The 16100-nt window shown below is 30.7% G+C and carries 18 protein-coding genes; all 18 read left to right on the top strand.

Features of this window, described 5'->3' with window-relative positions; genetic code table 11:
• Positions 1-15: 15 nt before the first annotated feature.
• The 18 genes from C1715_RS13385 to C1715_RS13300 all read left to right on the top strand — a co-directional run bounded on the left by C1715_RS13385 (position 16) and on the right by C1715_RS13300 (position 16096).
• Positions 16-1992 carry a flagellar assembly protein A gene (locus C1715_RS13385; protein ID WP_180964090.1) on the top strand — a complete coding sequence of 659 codons (1977 nt, stop codon included), beginning with the start codon at positions 16-18 and terminating at the stop codon, positions 1990-1992.
• Between the two features lie 52 nt (positions 1993-2044).
• Positions 2045-2500 (top strand): chemotaxis protein CheW, encoded by a 456-nt coding sequence (locus tag C1715_RS13380; protein WP_102400974.1) that lies wholly within the window; start codon positions 2045-2047, stop codon positions 2498-2500.
• Positions 2501-2522: 22 nt separating this feature from the next.
• Positions 2523-3011 carry a chemotaxis protein CheD gene (locus C1715_RS13375; RefSeq protein ID WP_102400973.1) on the top strand — a complete coding sequence of 163 codons (489 nt, stop codon included), beginning with the start codon at positions 2523-2525 and terminating at the stop codon, positions 3009-3011.
• A gap of 17 nt (positions 3012-3028) precedes the next feature.
• Positions 3029-4090, top strand: coding sequence for a protein-glutamate methylesterase/protein-glutamine glutaminase (locus C1715_RS13370; RefSeq protein ID WP_102400972.1), 1062 nt, complete (start codon positions 3029-3031; stop codon positions 4088-4090).
• A 2-nt stretch (positions 4091-4092) separates the two neighbouring features.
• Complete coding sequence (locus C1715_RS13365) at positions 4093-4860, top strand: CheR family methyltransferase (RefSeq protein WP_102400971.1); 768 nt, start codon at positions 4093-4095, stop codon at positions 4858-4860.
• A 12-nt stretch (positions 4861-4872) separates the two neighbouring features.
• Entirely contained in the window at positions 4873-6885 is a 2013-nt protein-coding gene (locus C1715_RS13360; protein WP_102400970.1) for a chemotaxis protein CheA, read from the top strand.
• 12 nt (positions 6886-6897) lie between these two features.
• Positions 6898-7497 carry a chemotaxis protein CheC gene (locus tag C1715_RS13355; RefSeq protein ID WP_102400969.1) on the top strand — a complete coding sequence of 200 codons (600 nt, stop codon included), beginning with the start codon at positions 6898-6900 and terminating at the stop codon, positions 7495-7497.
• A 14-nt stretch (positions 7498-7511) separates the two neighbouring features.
• Positions 7512-7874, top strand: a complete 363-nt coding sequence (locus C1715_RS13350) for a response regulator (protein ID WP_102400968.1) — start codon at positions 7512-7514, stop codon at positions 7872-7874.
• Between the two features lie 11 nt (positions 7875-7885).
• On the top strand, positions 7886-8287 hold the full coding sequence (locus C1715_RS13345; protein ID WP_102400967.1) for a chemotaxis protein CheW: 402 nt from the start codon (positions 7886-7888) through the stop codon (positions 8285-8287).
• Between the two features lie 19 nt (positions 8288-8306).
• Positions 8307-9296 (top strand): flagellar motor switch protein FliM, encoded by a 990-nt coding sequence (fliM, locus tag C1715_RS13340; protein WP_102400966.1) that lies wholly within the window; start codon positions 8307-8309, stop codon positions 9294-9296.
• Positions 9289-10425: a flagellar motor switch phosphatase FliY gene (fliY, locus tag C1715_RS13335; RefSeq protein ID WP_242971956.1), complete on the top strand. Its 1137-nt coding sequence runs from the start codon at positions 9289-9291 to the stop codon at positions 10423-10425. The genes fliM and fliY overlap by 8 nt, the downstream gene beginning before the upstream one ends.
• A 132-nt stretch (positions 10426-10557) precedes the next feature.
• Positions 10558-10836, top strand: coding sequence for a flagellar biosynthesis anti-sigma factor FlgM (gene flgM / locus C1715_RS13330; protein WP_102400964.1), 279 nt, complete (start codon positions 10558-10560; stop codon positions 10834-10836).
• 2 nt (positions 10837-10838) lie between these two features.
• Complete coding sequence (locus tag C1715_RS13325) at positions 10839-11252, top strand: flagellar protein FlgN (RefSeq protein ID WP_102400963.1); 414 nt, start codon at positions 10839-10841, stop codon at positions 11250-11252.
• A gap of 133 nt (positions 11253-11385) precedes the next feature.
• Positions 11386-13194 carry a flagellar hook-associated protein FlgK gene (flgK, locus tag C1715_RS13320; protein ID WP_102400962.1) on the top strand — a complete coding sequence of 603 codons (1809 nt, stop codon included), beginning with the start codon at positions 11386-11388 and terminating at the stop codon, positions 13192-13194.
• Positions 13195-13208: 14 nt separating this feature from the next.
• Positions 13209-14894: a flagellar hook-associated protein FlgL gene (gene flgL, locus C1715_RS13315; protein WP_102400961.1), complete on the top strand. Its 1686-nt coding sequence runs from the start codon at positions 13209-13211 to the stop codon at positions 14892-14894.
• A 100-nt stretch (positions 14895-14994) separates the two neighbouring features.
• Complete coding sequence (gene fliW / locus C1715_RS13310) at positions 14995-15426, top strand: flagellar assembly protein FliW (RefSeq protein WP_102400960.1); 432 nt, start codon at positions 14995-14997, stop codon at positions 15424-15426.
• Positions 15426-15641 (top strand): carbon storage regulator CsrA, encoded by a 216-nt coding sequence (gene csrA, locus C1715_RS13305; protein ID WP_102400959.1) that lies wholly within the window; start codon positions 15426-15428, stop codon positions 15639-15641. The genes fliW and csrA overlap by 1 nt, the downstream gene beginning before the upstream one ends.
• Before the next feature lie 77 nt (positions 15642-15718).
• The gene (locus C1715_RS13300) at positions 15719-16096 is read left to right on the top strand and encodes a flagellar protein FlaG (RefSeq protein ID WP_035289836.1); all 378 of its coding nucleotides are present in this window, start codon (positions 15719-15721) and stop codon (positions 16094-16096) included.
• The last annotated feature ends 4 nt before the right edge of the window (positions 16097-16100 follow it).

Genomic DNA, 16100 nt, shown 5'->3' with positions numbered 1-16100 from the left:
TGTGGGGGAAATGATATGGAGGTATTGAGGTTTACATTTAAGACATTGGAAGAATGTATTAAAGAGGCTTGTAAAGAGCTTAATATATCAGAGGATAAATTGGAATACACTGTAATAGAAAACAAAAGAGGGTTATTTAAAAGTAAAGCAACAATAGAAGTAAGAGTGGAAGAAAATGAAAATCCAAATGATGAAATAGAAGAAAGTAAAAGGGAAAACATGGAAAATAAAAATGATATAAAAGAATTAGATAGAAATAATGGAACAGTAAGGGTTGAAAATGGGAAAATAATTGTTAATGATATTATTGGTGAAGAGAAAAAACCTTGTATTATTCCACCTGAAAATTTAAGTATATTTGTAGATGGAAATGAGATTAAAGGATCAACAGAATTGAGCGAAAATAGCGTAATTAAGATTTGTCAAAAAGAAGAAATACCCCAAAGATTTTTAAATATAGAAATAGATAATAATAGAATGCATGCATTTGTAACAATAAAATACGTACCTCAATATATATATACGCTTAAGGATGCTCAAAAAACAACTGTTTTAAGATTAGAAGAAGAAATATCAGAAGAAAATTATCCTCCGATATATAGTGAAGAGGAAATAATAGAGGCTTTAAATAGTAAAAATATAGTTTTTGGAATAATTAAGGAAAGCGTAAATAAGTGCTTAGATAAAGCAGGAGTAGAAGAAGTTTTAATAGCAGAAGGAATTCCTTTTGTACCAGATGAAGAAGATGTTATAGATATAAAATTTAAAGGGCATGATTTAGCGGACAAGATATCAGATGAAGTGCAAAAGGTAGACTTTAAAAATTTGCATTCCATAAAAGAAGTTAAGAGAGGCGATATAATAGCAGTAAAGCATACTGGAAAAGAAGGCCAAGATGGAGTTAACATATTAGGCAAAGAAGTAAAAAGACCCAAAAATAAGAAAAAACTTTTAAAAGTAGGACAAGGTGCCTTAATTAATGGGGATACAGTCATTGCAGGTATAGAAGGAAAACCAGTTTATAAAAATGGAATATTTTATGTTTTCCCAGTACATGAAGTTGTAGATGATGTGGATATTTCTACTGGGAATATAGACTTTATAGGTGAAGTGATAATACATGGAAATGTAAAGGAAGGTATGGAAGTTAAGGCACATGGGAAAATCACAATAGATAAAAATGTAGCTGAAAGTAAATTATTTAGCAAAAGTGATATAAGCGTAGAAAAAAATATTATATCCTCTGAAATTATTGGTGGAGGCGAAGATGTAGATATTTTAAATATAATAGATTGCTTAGAAAAAATGAAAGATAATGTACAAGAATTATTAGTAGCAGCAGAACAAATAAGGAATTTAACTAATAATGATAGTAAGGATGGGGAAATAATTAAGGTACTTATAGAAAATAAATTTAAGAATATACCTAAGTTATATTTTAAATTGCTAAGATATAAAAATGTTGGCAATGAAGAAAAAAATGAAGTATTAGAAGTAATAAAAAATAAGTTAATAGGATTAGGCCCTATAGAAATAAAAGGTATCTCTGAATTATATAAAATAATTGAAATAATAGAAGATAAATTAAAAAGTTTAAATAAAGAGGTGACTTTGCCAGTTAATGTGAGTATAGGATACTCTCAGGATAGCGTAATTAAAAGTTCTGGAAGCATATATATAAATGGAAAAGGAGAGTATGTTTCTGAGATTTTGGCTAAACGTGAAGTGATATTTACAAATGACAATGCTGTAGCTAGAGGGGGCATAATTGAAGCAAATAATAAAATAGAATGTGCTGAAGTAGGTAGCGAAGGCGGAGTAATAACAAAACTTCAAGTTGGAAAAAAAGGTCATATATATGCAAAAAAAGCTTATCAAAACACTGTTTTTCTTGTGGGAAGTAGAGAATATGTATTAGATACATATAGCAGGGATATACACGTTTATTTAGATTCTGAAGGAGAAATCGTTATTGAAAAGTTAAATGCATAGATTGATCAATGTACTAACAAGATAATAAGTTAAATGTATAGGAGGGTTCAGTATGAATGAAGAAGATATAAAAGTACTGATATTTAATATTAATAATGAATATTATGCTGCAGACATAATGGAGGTTGAAAGAATACTAGGATATAAAGTTCCTACTAAACTTCCTGATGCGCCTGATTTTGTTAAAGGCGTTATAAATTATGAAGAAAGGATTCTTCCTGTAATATCTTTAGCAAAAAAGTTTAATTTGCATGAGGAAAATATTTCAGATGATAGTAAAATAATTGTTGCAAAGAATTGTGATGAAAAAATAGGTATAATTGTAGATGTTGTGTCAGAAGTTAAAGATGTAAAAAATGTTCATATAGAAGATGCACCTGATATAGCGGCATCCATATCTAGTAGATATATAAAAGGACTTATAAAGTTAGATGGAAAAATAATAATATTTCTAAGATTAGCATCGATACTTAGTGATGAAGAAAAGGAAAAAATTATGAATAAATAATATTTCATAAAGGAGATGGGGTATGGAATTACAGGACATAAGAATTGGAATAGCAGACTTAAATGTTGTATGTTCTCCTAATAGACTTATAACTGTGGGACTAGGTTCTTGTATAGGGATAGCTTTATATGACAGTGTAAGTAAAATAGGAGGACTTGCACACATTATGTTGCCAGATAGCAAGAAGTTTTCCAATGTAACTAATCCAGCTAAGTTTGCAGATTTAGCTATTCCAATATTAGTGAAAAACATGATAAACAAAGGTGCTAAAGAAAAAAATTTAAAAGCAAAAATAGCTGGTGGAGCTTCAATGTTTAATTTTTCTGATAAAAGTATGATAATGGATATAGGAAATAGGAATAGTCAATGTGTAATTAAAACTTTAAATGATATGTCAATACCTATTATCTCACAGGATGTAGGGGGGAATAAAGGCAGAACCATGATACTATATACTGAAAACGGACTTGTAGAAATTAAAACAGTCGGTATAGGCACGAGACAAATATAGAAAATGGAGTGATCAGCTTGGAAAGAAAAAAAGTTATGGTAGTTGATGATTCAGCCCTTATGAGAAAAATAATTTCAGATATGATTAATGAACAAGAGGACATGGAAGTAGTGGCTACAGGAAGAAATGGTGGAGAATTATTAGAAAAAATACATAAAATAAATCCTGATGTAATAACAATGGATTTAGAAATGCCTAAAATGGATGGTATGACAGCTTTGAATAATTTGAAAAACAAGAACATACAAATTCCTGTAATAATATTAAGTAGCATATCTAATAGAGGAGCAAATATGACTATGGATTGTTTAGAGAAAGGGGCTTTTGATTTTTTAGCAAAACCTTCAGGAAACATTTCTCTAGACATAAAAAAGGTGAAGGATGATCTTATAGAAAAAATAAGAGTAGCATATTCATCTAAAAGACAAAATGCTGAGAAAATAAATATTAAGCATAAGGAAATAAACAGTAATGAAAAATTTGGAAAAACACATACATCTTGCAATAAAGTGAAAGCAGTTGCAATAGGAGCATCTACAGGTGGACCAAAGGCGTTATATAGTGTAATAACCCGTTTGCCTAGAAACATAGGTGTACCAATATTTGTAGTACAACATATGCCTGTAGGATTTACTAAAGCTTTTTCCGAAAGATTAGATAAAAACAGTGAATTAAAAGTAGTAGAAGCAAGTGAAGGTGAAAACATAGAAAATGATACTGTGTATATAGCTCCAGGTGGATTTCACATGGTAGTAGGATTAGACAAAAAAATTCATTTAAACAAGGAACCAAGCATTTGGGGAGTTAGGCCAGCAGTAGATAAATTGTTTTTTTCAGCTGCAGATTTATACCGTTGCAATCTTTTAAGTGCTGTACTTACCGGTATGGGAAAAGATGGGGCAGAGGGAACGGCGTATATAAAAGAAAAAGGAGGGATTACCATATCTGAGGATGAATCTACATGTACCATATACGGTATGCCCAAAGCAGCATATGAAACAGGAAAAGTGGACATGGTTTTGCCTCTCGATGCCATAGCGGATGAAATAATTAAAATCGTAAGCAATAAGGAGAGATAGCAGTGGATTTGTTTGAATTTGAAAAATGGGTGTTTAGGGAGTTTAACATAGATTTATCTGCATATAAGTCAAATCAATTACATAGAAGAATTGAAAGCCTTATGTCTAGAGTAGGAGTGAAATCTGTAGATGAGTATACTAGAGTTTTAAAAACTGATCCTAAACAAAAAGAAAAATTCTTGGATTTTATAACTATAAATGTAACGGAGTTCTTTAGAAATCCTGAGATATTTGATGAATTATCAAAAGTATTAAAAGAAGAGCTTTTGCCACTTAAAAGACCTCTTAAGATATGGAGTGCTGCTTGTTCTACTGGAGCTGAACCATATTCATTAGCCATGATTTTAAATGAATTAAATCCTGGGGTAAGACACAAAATTTTAGCTACAGATATAGACAAAAATATATTGGAGAAAGCTAAAAAAGGTGAATATGGTGAATCTGAAATTAAAAATATAAAAAATGTATATCTAGATAAATATTTTAAAAAACTAGACGATAAATATATTATAAGTGATAGTATAAAAAGCATGGTTAATTTTAAAAAGCATGATTTAATATTAGACAACTATGAAAATAATTTTGATCTTATAGTTTGTAGAAATGTGGTTATATATTTTAAACCTGAAATTAAAAATTCCATATATAGTAAATTTGGAAAGTCTATGAATAAAGGAGCACTTTTATTTGTAGGAGCTACAGAAAGCATATATAACTATAGAGATTTCGGCTTTGAAAAATCTTCTACATTCATTTATAAGAAAGCTTAGGAGGGAAATAAAATGGATACTTCTCAGTATATGTCTATGTTTTTGGAAGAATCTATGGATAATCTTCAAGTTCTAAATGATTCATTATTACAACTAGAACAAGACCCAGAGGATATTGATAAGTTAAATGAAATCTTTAGAATAGCGCATACTCTAAAAGGTATGTCTGCAACTATGGGCTTTAATGATATTGCAGATTTAACTCATAAAATGGAGGATGTACTTACAGAATTTAGAGAAGGAAGTATAAAGGCTGATCAACAAGTAGTAACTATACTTTTTAAATGTTTAGATACTTTAGAAAGGATGGTAAGTAATATATCAGATGGTATAGAGGAAGATATTCCAATAGATCATATAATAGAACAGCTACATAGTTTAACTGAACATGGAGATAGTGATGAAAAGAATAAGGAAAAAGAGCAATGTAATGAAGAAAGTTTTGATAAACAGGATGATGGAGAATCAGAAATAGAATTGAATGAATATGAAATGAGTGTAATAAAACAGGCTAAGGAAAGACAATATAAAGCTTATGAAATTCATATACTTTTAAATGAAAATACTCTTTTGAAATCAGCTAGAGCATTTTTAATATTTAAAGATCTAGAAGACTATGGAGAAATTATAAAATCAATACCTTGTACTGAAGATATTGAAAGTGAAAATTTTGATTTATCCATGGAACTTATATATTTAACTAAAAGACATGGGGATGAGGTATATGATTCCTTAATGCATATATCTGAGATCGATAAAGTAGTTGTAAAAGAAGTACAGGGAAGTAAAGAGTCTTCACAAGAAATTGAAGAGAAAAAACCAATAGAAAAAAGTGTAGAAAGTAGTAAAAAAAGACCCAAAAATAAATCTGTAAGTGATAACCAAACTCATCATAAAAAGAACCATCAATCAGTAAGAGTTGATTTAGAAAGATTAGATAAATTTATGAATATGGTTTCAGAACTAGTTATACATAGAACAAGATTGGAACAAATTGGTGAAGAAGTTAAAGTTCCAGAATTAAATGAAACCTTAGAGCAGGTAGCAAGAACTACTTCGGATTTACAGGATCTAGTTATGAAAATAAGAATGCTACCATTAGAAGTGGTTTTCAGTAGATTTCCAAGAATGATAAGAGACCTTTCAGTAGAGTTAAACAGAGAAATGGAACTTATAATTGAGGGCCAGGAAACTGAACTGGATAGAACAGTTATAGATGAAATAGGAGAGCCTCTTATACATCTTTTAAGAAATGCTGCGGATCATGGAATTGAAGATAAGGAAGAGAGAATAAAAAAAGGTAAAGATCCTGTTGGTAAAATAAAACTTGTAGCATATCAAGAAGGTACTAAGGCTGTTATAAAAGTTAGTGATGATGGAAAGGGTTTAGATCCTGAAAAAATAAAGCAAAAAGCTGAAAAATTAGGTATAAATACAGAGGGTATGACTGATACAGATATTAACAATTTAATATTTATGCAGGGATTTAGTACTAATGAGGAAGTTACAGATATATCAGGAAGAGGAGTTGGTATGGATGTAGTAAAGACAAAAATATCCTCATTAGGTGGAACATTAGATTTAGTTAGTGAAATTGACAAGGGAACTACTTTTATTATAACATTACCTTTGACACTTCAAATAATACAAGCTCTTCTTGTGAAAGTTGGAGATGAGAACATGGCTATATCTCTTGGATATATAGATAGAGTTATAGATTATCATGAAGAAAAGGTTAAAAAGAGTAATAATAAAGAAGTGATAATATACAGTGATAAGGTAATACCTTTAGTAAGAGTAAATGAAAAATTAGGAATGCCATGTAAACAAGAAGGTAAAAAGTATATAATAATAGTTAGAGTAGGAGAAAAAACTTCAGGACTTTTAGTTGATTCTCTTCTTGGACAACAAGAAATAGTTATAAAACCTCTAGGAAAAACTTTACAATCATTAAAGGAATATATTGGAGCTACTATTTTAGGAGGAAAGGTTACTTTAATATTAGATGTTTCCTCACTAGTGTAAAGGGAGGATAGAATGAGTTATTTGGATTTAAACGATTTACAGCTGGATGCATTAAAGGAAATAGTGAATATTGGAACTGGTAATGCAGCTACAGCGTTGGCTCAGCTTTTAAACATAAAAGTCAATATGTCAGTTCCTGCAATAAATGTTATCCCTTTTGATGAAATATTTAATAATATTGGAGGGGAAGAAGTTGTAATAGGTGTCTTGGTCAGGGTATTAGGTGATACGCCGGGAAATATACTATTTGTTATGGAAAAAGATGTAGCTATGAAAATTATAAACAAGCTATTAGATGGAAATGAGAAAGAAATAAGTGAAATGGGAAATTCTGTTTTATGTGAAATAGGAAATATAATGTGCAGTGCTTATATGAATTCCATAGCTAGGTTTACTAACATGGTTATAATGCCATCTGTACCAGCAGTTACCTATGATATGCTTGGAGCAATACTGTCTACAACATTTATTGAGTCTGGTCAATTTAATGAGTATGTTCTAGACATCGAGACTTTATTTAGTCAAAATGATGAAATGATAAATGGGCATTTTTACTATATACCGATGCCTGGTTCATTGGAAAAAATATTAAATTCTATAGGAATAAAATAGTGGAGGGAAAATAAATGAGTTCAAAAGTTTTAATAGTTGATGATGCTGCTTTTATGAGAATGATGATCAAAGATATATTAGAGAAAAATGGATTTGAAGTAGTAGGAGAAGCAAACAATGGTATAAAAGCTGTAGAAATATATAAGGCTGAAAAACCAGATGTAGTAACTATGGACATAACTATGCCAGATATGGATGGAATTGAAGCAGTAAAAGCTATAAAGAGCATAGACCCAGCGGCAAAAGTAATAATGTGCAGTGCCATGGGACAACAGACCATGGTAATGGATGCTATAAAAGCAGGTGCAAAGGATTTTATAGTAAAACCATTTCAAGCAGACAGAGTACTTGAAGCTATTAAAAAAGTACTTGGTTAGGGGGGCGTGTTATGCAAGTTGTGGTATTTAAGCTTCAGGATGAAGAATTTGCAGTGGAAACCGCAAAAATTCAAAGTATAAGTGATACTATGGAAATTACTAGGGTGCCTAAGGCACCCGACTACATAAGGGGTTTAATAAATTTAAGAGGAAATATAATTACTCTTTTAAATTTAAAGTTACTTTTAGATATAGAAAGTAATGATGTAGAACAAGAGAATATAATAATAGTATCTATAAATGAGGAATCTATAGGTATAATTGTAGATGTAGTAGAGGAAGTTTTAGAAATAGAAGAAAGTGTCATAGAAAGTGTAAGTGAAAAAGATAAAAAGGAATATATAAAAGGAATTATTAATTTCAAAAATAGAATAGTTACTTTAATTGATATAGATAAACTAGTTCTAAATTAAATAGAAATGAGGTATTAGTATGGCAGAGGTTTTAAGTCAAGGTGAGATAGATGCTCTCTTGTCTGCCTTATCTTCTGGTGAGTTAGAGCCAGAACAACTGGCCAAACAGGAAGAACATAAAGTTAAAAAGTATGATTTTAGAAGTCCTCAAAAATTTTCTAAAGACCATATAAGAACATTAGAACTGGTTCATGATAATTATGCCAGGATAATATCAAGTTATTTATCTGCTCATTTAAGAACAAATGTTAAGGTTAAGATAATGTCTGTTCAACAGATAACCTATGAAGAATTTATTCATTCCGTACCAAATCCAACTATACTTACAGCGTTTAACATGAGTCCTTTAAGTGGTTCTATACTCTTTGAGGCTAATCCTGAATTTGTATTTAAAGTATTAGATATACTTTTGGGTGGTAGTGGAGTGAAAGAATTTAAAATGAGGGAATTCACGGATATTGATAAAAATATAATAAGAAATGTTAATGATGGATTAATATCAAATTTGAAGTTGGCATGGGAAGATATACTTGATGTAGTAGATCCTGAAATAGAGAGTTTGGAAACTAATCCAGCTTTAAATCAGACTCTTGCCCCTAATGAGCCAGTGGCCCTTATAACATTTTCTGTGGATATGGTAGATAGCAATTCATTTATAAACATCTGCATACCTTATTTAAGTATTGAAAAGGTATTAGATAAATTAGTTGTTCAATATTGGTTTAAAGAAAGTGACGATGCTTTTAAAGAAGATTCACGAGAAAAAATTAAAGATAGGCTAAATATAGTTGATGTACAAATTAAAACTTTACTTGGTAAGTGTTCTTTAACTGTAGAAGATTTTTTAAGGCTTAATGTAGGAGACGTAATAACCTTAGATCAAAAGACAAGTGAGCCTGTGGAAATTTTAATAGGAGAGCAAGCTCACTATTATGGTAAAGTGGGGATAATAGGAAAGAATAAAGGTGTACAAATATTAGATATTAAGGATGTGGAAAATTATGGCTAATAGTTTTCTTTCACAAGAAGAAATAGATTCTCTTTTAAATGGTGGAAGTGTGGAGTCAAATGATGATGAAAATAAAGCTAATGAAGAGTATTTTACTGAAACAGAAAAGGATCTTTTAGGCGAAGTAGGTAATATTTCCATGGGATCTGCATCTACTGCTCTTTCTACTATATTAAATCAAGCAGTTAACATCACAACACCACAAGTATCTACAACTACTTTGAGAAAATTAAGGGAAACCTTTGAAGTACCCAATATATGTCTTGAGGTAAAATATATAAGTGGGATTACTGGAGAAAATCTTCTTGTAATGAAAGTATCAGATGCTGCTGTTATAGCTAGCTTAATGATGGGTGGAGATGGAATCGTTCCAGAGGATATAAGTAGTTTATCTGAAATAGAAGAAAGTGCTGTGTCAGAGGCTATGAATCAAATGATTGGTTCAGCAGCTACATCTATGGCTACTATGTTTGGTAGAGAAGTAAATATATCACCACCGAAATCGAGAATATGGAATGAAAATACAGAAACACTTACGGAAAGCGTAAAGGACGATGAAGAAATAATAAAGGTAGCATTTAAGTTAACTATAGGTGATTTAGTAGATAGTGAAATAATGCAAATACTTCCATTAGAAACTGGAAAGAAGATAGTAGGTATAATGACTGGAAAGGAAGAAAGTCCAAAAACGCAAGAGACACATACTACAAATGAAAATAATAATGTAAATTCAAGTAGTTCTAATAATATTCAGGAGGCAAATCCATTAATGGAAAAAGGTATAGAGCAGCAAGTTCGTGAACCACAAGTGGAGGTTAAAAAAGCTGCTTTTAAACCTCTTCAAAATTCAGCACCGACAGCTATGCCTAGTAATATTGATTTAATATTAGATGTTCCTTTAGAGATATCAGTAGTTTTAGGAAAAACTAAGAAAAGCATAAAGGAAATATTAGATTTAGGCACTGGTTCATTAATAGAATTAGATAAGTTAGCAGAGGAACCGGTAGAAATATTAGTAAATGGCAAGATGGTGGCTGAAGGGGAAGTAGTTGTAGTAGATGAAAACTTCGGCGTCAGAATAACAAGCATAATTAGCAATGCAGAAAGAGTAAGAAGTTTAGGGAAATAAAAAAGCATGAAATTAGGGGCTGTGAAGTTCCTAATTTTTACTTTTATAACTAAAATTTTTTAATTATGTACTAAACTTTTGAAGTTCTAATTCGATAAATATTTTAAGAAAGTAATTTGAGGAGTGTATATTATGAAAGTCAACGGAATAAACCCTAGTAAAATAGTAAACATGTATGGGGTGAAAAATAGCAGGGCCCTAGAGAAAAAAAAGGACGTAGACTTATCAGACAAACTAGAAATTTCAGAGATAGGAAAAAGTTTAAGTGCTTACTCTATGGAGAATGATGTAATTCCAAATGATAAAAAGGTTAGAGAAATAAAAAACAAAATAGCTTCTGGAAAGTATAGTGTAGATCCGGAGGATTTAGCTAAAAGTATAATGCAAGCCTTTGAAAGAAAGGAAATTTAGTTATGTTAACGGAGCTTAAAAAAATAATAAACGAAGAAATAGATGCATTAAATAATTTACTTATATTATTAGAAACTCAGCATGATTATATAGTTAGTGAAGATGTTTTTAAAATGGATGACATAATTAATAGTATAAAAGAAGCTAGTGTTAAAATTGCAAAAATAGAGATGGACAGAAGAAATTTAGTTGGTGACGTAGCAATAAGTGAAATAGTATTGGAAAGTAAGGATTTACAGTTAGAGGAGGCTTATAGAGAAATAAGAAAGGTATTACATTCCGTAACACTTCAAAAGGAAACCAATGAACTTTTAATAAAGCAAGGACTTAGTTATACCAATAAAATGCTAGAGATAATAAATCCATCAAGACCAGTGTCGAGGACATATGGAGCTACTGGAAAGATAAGAAGATAATTCCGGATTTTTAAGCTAGTATTTAGTTATAAATTCATAATCCACAGTTGGTTTTAGCTGTAATAAGGATTAAAGAGTTAGTTACTAAAAAATAGCAATTAGTAATCAGGATTAGTAGAAAGGGTGATTATTGTTGTCAGGATTATTTGCAACATTTAATGTAGCCAAAAGAGGGCTTTTTGCTCAACAGAAGGCTATAGATGTAACTACACATAATATTGCGAACGCTAATACAGAAGGTTATTCAAGGCAAAGAGCTATAATGGAAACTACAAGACCTTTTGCTATGCCTTCCGTAAATAATGCTATAGGACCAGGGCAATTAGGTACTGGAGTTGAAATATCAATAATTCAAAGGGTTAGAGATGAGTTTTTAGATTTTCAATTTAGAAATGAACAGAGTGTTATGGGTACTTATGAAGCTAGGGACAGATTCTTAAGTGAAATAGAAAGCGTATTTAATGAACCATCAGATCAGGGCCTTTCCACGGTTATAGGTAAGTTTTTTGATTCGTGGCAAGAACTGTCAAAGCAGGCGGATACGTCTAATGCTAGAACTGTGGTAGCACAACAAGCTAATGCTCTTGCTAATGAACTAAATCATACTTATAATCAGCTTCAAAAGATAAGAACTAATACTCAAACAGTTATAAAGGATACTGTTTTCCAAATTAATAATTATCTTGAGCAAATAGATTCTTTAAATCAGCAAATAATGAATGTTAAAATTTCTGGACAAGAGCCTAATGACTTAATGGACAGAAGAGATTTGCTTATGGATAAATTAAGTGCAGAATTTAATATAGATGTTAAAAAGAAGAATTTTTATACCATAGACTTAAGTCCTGGAGATGTAGAAGATATTCCAGAAGGTGGAGAAAAACTTTTAGTAAGAAAAGAACCTAATTATGCTGTAAGCAGATTTTCTTACATAAATGGAATAGAAGAAGTTAAGAACGATCAAGGAAAAGTAACTGGTTTAAAGATAAATTATTTAAAAGAAGGAGATAGTAATAGACCTGGAAAGGAAATAATGATAAATTTTAATACACCAGTTGAGCAAGGAAAGGCTAATGAAATAAAAAGACATATAGATGAATGTAGAGTAATTTGGGCAGATGAAGAAGGGAATGCTTATGTTGATAAGGCTATCGATATAACAAATCCAAATGATTTATCTATATTAGACAAAAAATTAGGATTATTTAAGCCATCTGATGGAAGTCTTCAAGGTTATATGTCAGTTCAGGAAGATGTAGATAACTATGAGGATCAAATTAATAAATTAGCCAAATCTATAGCTTTTTCAGTGAATGCAGTTCACAGTGGGCAAAGTGATGCTTCAAATGATGACATGCCTTTTTTCGTTAATAAAGATGAATTTAAATTGAACCCTGATGGCAGTATACAAATGCTAGGTGAAGAAGAAATAGATGCTAGTAATATAGCAGTAAATACTAAAATTATGGATAATGTAATGAACATAAAAACAGGAGCAGGAGATAATTCAGGTGAAAATGATGGTAAAAGAGCTCTAGCTATAGCAAAACTTAGAAATGTATTGTTCAAAATACAAAATATAGATTTGTCACAGATGGATAGGCAAAAATTTATAACTGATTTAACTGGTGGATTTGCAAAAGATGAGGAGTTAGAAGTTTACACTATACAAAGTAATGTAAATGGAATGACTATAGATAATTATTTTAAAGATACAGTAGATACGCTTGGAATACAAGAAAATGAAGCTAGAAGAATAGTAGGAAATCAAGAAAAGCTTTTAAGTGATTTTGATCAAAGAAGAACCTCAGTATCAGGAGTATCTATGGATGAAGAAATGGCAAACTTAATTCAGTTCCAACATGCTTATGGGGCTAATGCAAAAATAATTTCTACAGTAGATGAACTTTTGGATGTAGTTGTTAATGGATTAAAACGATAGAGGGGTGATAAAAAGTGCGTATAACAAATAAAATGCTTTCAAACAACTTTTTACGAGACATGAGGACTAACTTAACAAATTTAAAGACATTGCAGGAACAAATGACTTCCGGTAAATCAGTTAGAAGACCTTCAGATAATCCTTTTAAAGTAGCTAGAGCTATGCAACTTCATACAGAAATCAACTCAAATAAACAATATAATGAAAATATAAAAGATACTTTAAATTGGTTAGATACTACTGATACAGCCTTGGGACAGGCTGGAGATATTTTGCATAGGGTAAGGGAACTTCTAATATCTTCTGGTAATGGAACTTATAGCGCAGGGGAGAGAAGAGCTGCAAAAGATGAAATAAATGAAAAAATTTCAGAGTTTTCTCAAGTGATGAATACAAACTTTGATGGGAAATATATATTTGGTGGAACTAGAGGAACCACTAAGCCTATGGATACAACAGGTGGAAGTAGTTTTGCTGGTGCTGCTGAAACAAATGCTTTGAATTTTTCAGGTACAAGCAGTTTAACTGAGGGAGATAAAACCTTAGTAAATGAAATGAAAATAAAGTTTCAAATTGGTAGTGACACAACTGATCATGAAGTAACTATTGGGAATAATGTGGTAATAAATAATTTAAGAGATTTAGCTGATAAGCTAAATGATAAAATACAAGCGGATAATAATTTAAAAGGTAAAATAGAGGTTGTAGCAGATATAGCAAATAATAAGTTGGAATTTAAAAATAAAACTAGTGATAAAATTAAAATCAGCAATGAAATTACTGAACTAGGCATATCAGCAGATACAAAAATAGATGCCAATAAATCCGTAAGTAGCACAGATTTAAATTTATCTGGAGCTGATAGCTTAACTACTAATGGTTCCTTAAATAATGACCTAAAAATAGAAGTGGGTTCACAACAAATAATCATAAAAAAGGGTACATCAGTTAGTAGCTTAAGTGATTTAGCTGGTAAGATAAATGACCAAATAGCAAATAACGATAATATAAAGGATAAAGTAAAAGTTGTAACTAATCTAGCTGATGGGACGCTAAAGTTTGTAAATATAGATGATAAGGATAAAAAAGAAGTTCAAATAACATCTTCTACATTATTTGGAACTACTAATACTAAAACTGCTACTTTTAATGAAAATAATAATGAAAATGCTATGTTGTTTTACTATAAAAAAGGTGGTGGAGAATTAGTAGGTGGAGTAGAATATCAGCATATAGGTGAGAAACTAAAAGTAGAAGTATCTCAAGGTGTTGTATTTAACTATAATGTTTCAGCAAAAGAAATAATTGAGTTTAAAAATGCAGATGGCGAAACTAAAGATTTAAGAGATATATTTAAGAATATAGTTAATCACTTAGATGGAAAAAATGAAGATGGAACAACATTGGATGATGAAGCTGTTAAAAAACTTGTAAATGAAGATCTTAAAGATATAAGTGATGTAATGAATAATATATTGAAAGTTCGTTCAGAAGTAGGAGCAAAGCAAAACAGCATGGAAAGTGCTAATGATAAAAATAAAGATCAAAACTTTAATATGACGGAAATACTTTCAAAAACTGAGGATATTGACATTACTGAAACTACAATGCAATTTGCCACAGCACAGACAGTATATATAGCTTCACTTCAAACCAGTGCTAGAGTTCTTCAACCAACTTTAATTGATTACATTAGATAAATTTAGCGGACTAGTGAACTAGTGAGCTAAAGGTTAGTATTGAAAAACTAGCCCTCTAGCCCCCTAGCCCCCTAGCCCCCTAAAAAAAGGGGTGTATTACATGAAATTGAGCACAAAATATCACGGAATTCGTGAATATGGTGAAGAAGAGGTATGGAATTTTAATAAAGGTATATGTGGATTTGAAGATTTAAAGAGATTTATTTCCTTTCCAGTAGAGGAAAATGAAATTTTCAATGTATTACATTCTATAGAAAATGGTTCTGTGGGATTTGTGGTTATTTCTCCTTTTATAGTGGATAAGAATTATGAATTTCACTTATCTGAGGAAGTAATAAAGAGATTAAAAATAAGTACACAAGATGATGTATTGGTTTTAACTACAGTTACTTTAGATTCAGATGTAAAAAAAATAACTACTAATATGAGAGCTCCTATTATAATTAATATAAAAGAACGATTAGGGGAACAAATAATATTAAATAATGAAAAATATTTAATAAAGCAGCCTATTTTTAAGGAGGCAGAATAATGTTGGTAGTTAAAAGAAAAAAAGGAGAAGCTATAGTTTTAGGAGAAGATATAGAAATAAGTGTAGTGGATATAGATGGTGGTTCTGTAAAAATAGCTATAAAGGCACCTAAAGAGGTTGCCATATTGCGAAAAGAACTTCTAAAGGAAGTGGAAGAAGAGAATAAAAGTGCATTAAATTTTAACATAGATATACTTAAAAATTTAAAAAAATAGGAGCTAGCGGTGCTAAGCGCTAGGGGCAAAAGACTAGCCCTCTAGCCCCCTAGCCCCTAATAAGCGGGGTGTTTGATATGGAAATCAACTCAATAAGTCAAGGAAGACAGAGTATTGTAAATGTAAATTCTGCAGCTAAGGTATCATTACAATCATCTAATAATAGTGCCAAAGAAACATTAGAAAGTACGTCTAAAGTAGCATATAACAATAAGGATGCAAAAGTAGTAGACGGAAGAGAAGTAAAAAATATGGTGGATGGATTAAACAAATTGATAAAAAACGCGGATACTCATTTAGAATACGAAAAACACGAGAAACTCAACGAATATGTAATAAGAATAGTAGACAATGAAACAAAAGAAGTAGTGAAGGAAATACCGCCAAAGAAGATACTCGATATGGTTGCTAAAATGTGTGAAATGATAGGAATCATCGTAGATAAAAAAGCTTAGCTTT

It is taken from the genome of Haloimpatiens massiliensis (assembly GCF_900184255.1).
Classification (GTDB): domain Bacteria; phylum Bacillota; class Clostridia; order Clostridiales; family Clostridiaceae; genus Haloimpatiens; species Haloimpatiens massiliensis.
The sequence above is the reverse complement of the archived record's forward strand: the minus strand, read 5'-3'. Positions and strand labels throughout refer to the sequence as shown.

What these genes read in the sequence shown, in the direction of transcription:
- C1715_RS13385 (WP_180964090.1), top strand. Translation starts at nt 16, where the DNA reads ATGGAGGTATTGAGGTTTACATTTAAGACATTGGAAGAATGTATTAAA.
- fliW (WP_102400960.1), top strand. Translation starts at nt 14,995, where the DNA reads ATGAAATTGAGCACAAAATATCACGGAATTCGTGAATATGGTGAAGAA.
- C1715_RS13345 (WP_102400967.1), top strand. Translation starts at nt 7,886, where the DNA reads ATGCAAGTTGTGGTATTTAAGCTTCAGGATGAAGAATTTGCAGTGGAA.
- C1715_RS13380 (WP_102400974.1), top strand. Translation starts at nt 2,045, where the DNA reads ATGAATGAAGAAGATATAAAAGTACTGATATTTAATATTAATAATGAA.
- C1715_RS13350 (WP_102400968.1), top strand. Translation starts at nt 7,512, where the DNA reads ATGAGTTCAAAAGTTTTAATAGTTGATGATGCTGCTTTTATGAGAATG.
- csrA (WP_102400959.1), top strand. Translation starts at nt 15,426, where the DNA reads ATGTTGGTAGTTAAAAGAAAAAAAGGAGAAGCTATAGTTTTAGGAGAA.
- C1715_RS13375 (WP_102400973.1), top strand. Translation starts at nt 2,523, where the DNA reads ATGGAATTACAGGACATAAGAATTGGAATAGCAGACTTAAATGTTGTA.
- C1715_RS13360 (WP_102400970.1), top strand. Translation starts at nt 4,873, where the DNA reads ATGGATACTTCTCAGTATATGTCTATGTTTTTGGAAGAATCTATGGAT.
- C1715_RS13325 (WP_102400963.1), top strand. Translation starts at nt 10,839, where the DNA reads ATGTTAACGGAGCTTAAAAAAATAATAAACGAAGAAATAGATGCATTA.
- C1715_RS13300 (WP_035289836.1), top strand. Translation starts at nt 15,719, where the DNA reads ATGGAAATCAACTCAATAAGTCAAGGAAGACAGAGTATTGTAAATGTA.
- C1715_RS13355 (WP_102400969.1), top strand. Translation starts at nt 6,898, where the DNA reads ATGAGTTATTTGGATTTAAACGATTTACAGCTGGATGCATTAAAGGAA.
- flgM (WP_102400964.1), top strand. Translation starts at nt 10,558, where the DNA reads ATGAAAGTCAACGGAATAAACCCTAGTAAAATAGTAAACATGTATGGG.
- fliM (WP_102400966.1), top strand. Translation starts at nt 8,307, where the DNA reads ATGGCAGAGGTTTTAAGTCAAGGTGAGATAGATGCTCTCTTGTCTGCC.
- fliY (WP_242971956.1), top strand. Translation starts at nt 9,289, where the DNA reads ATGGCTAATAGTTTTCTTTCACAAGAAGAAATAGATTCTCTTTTAAAT.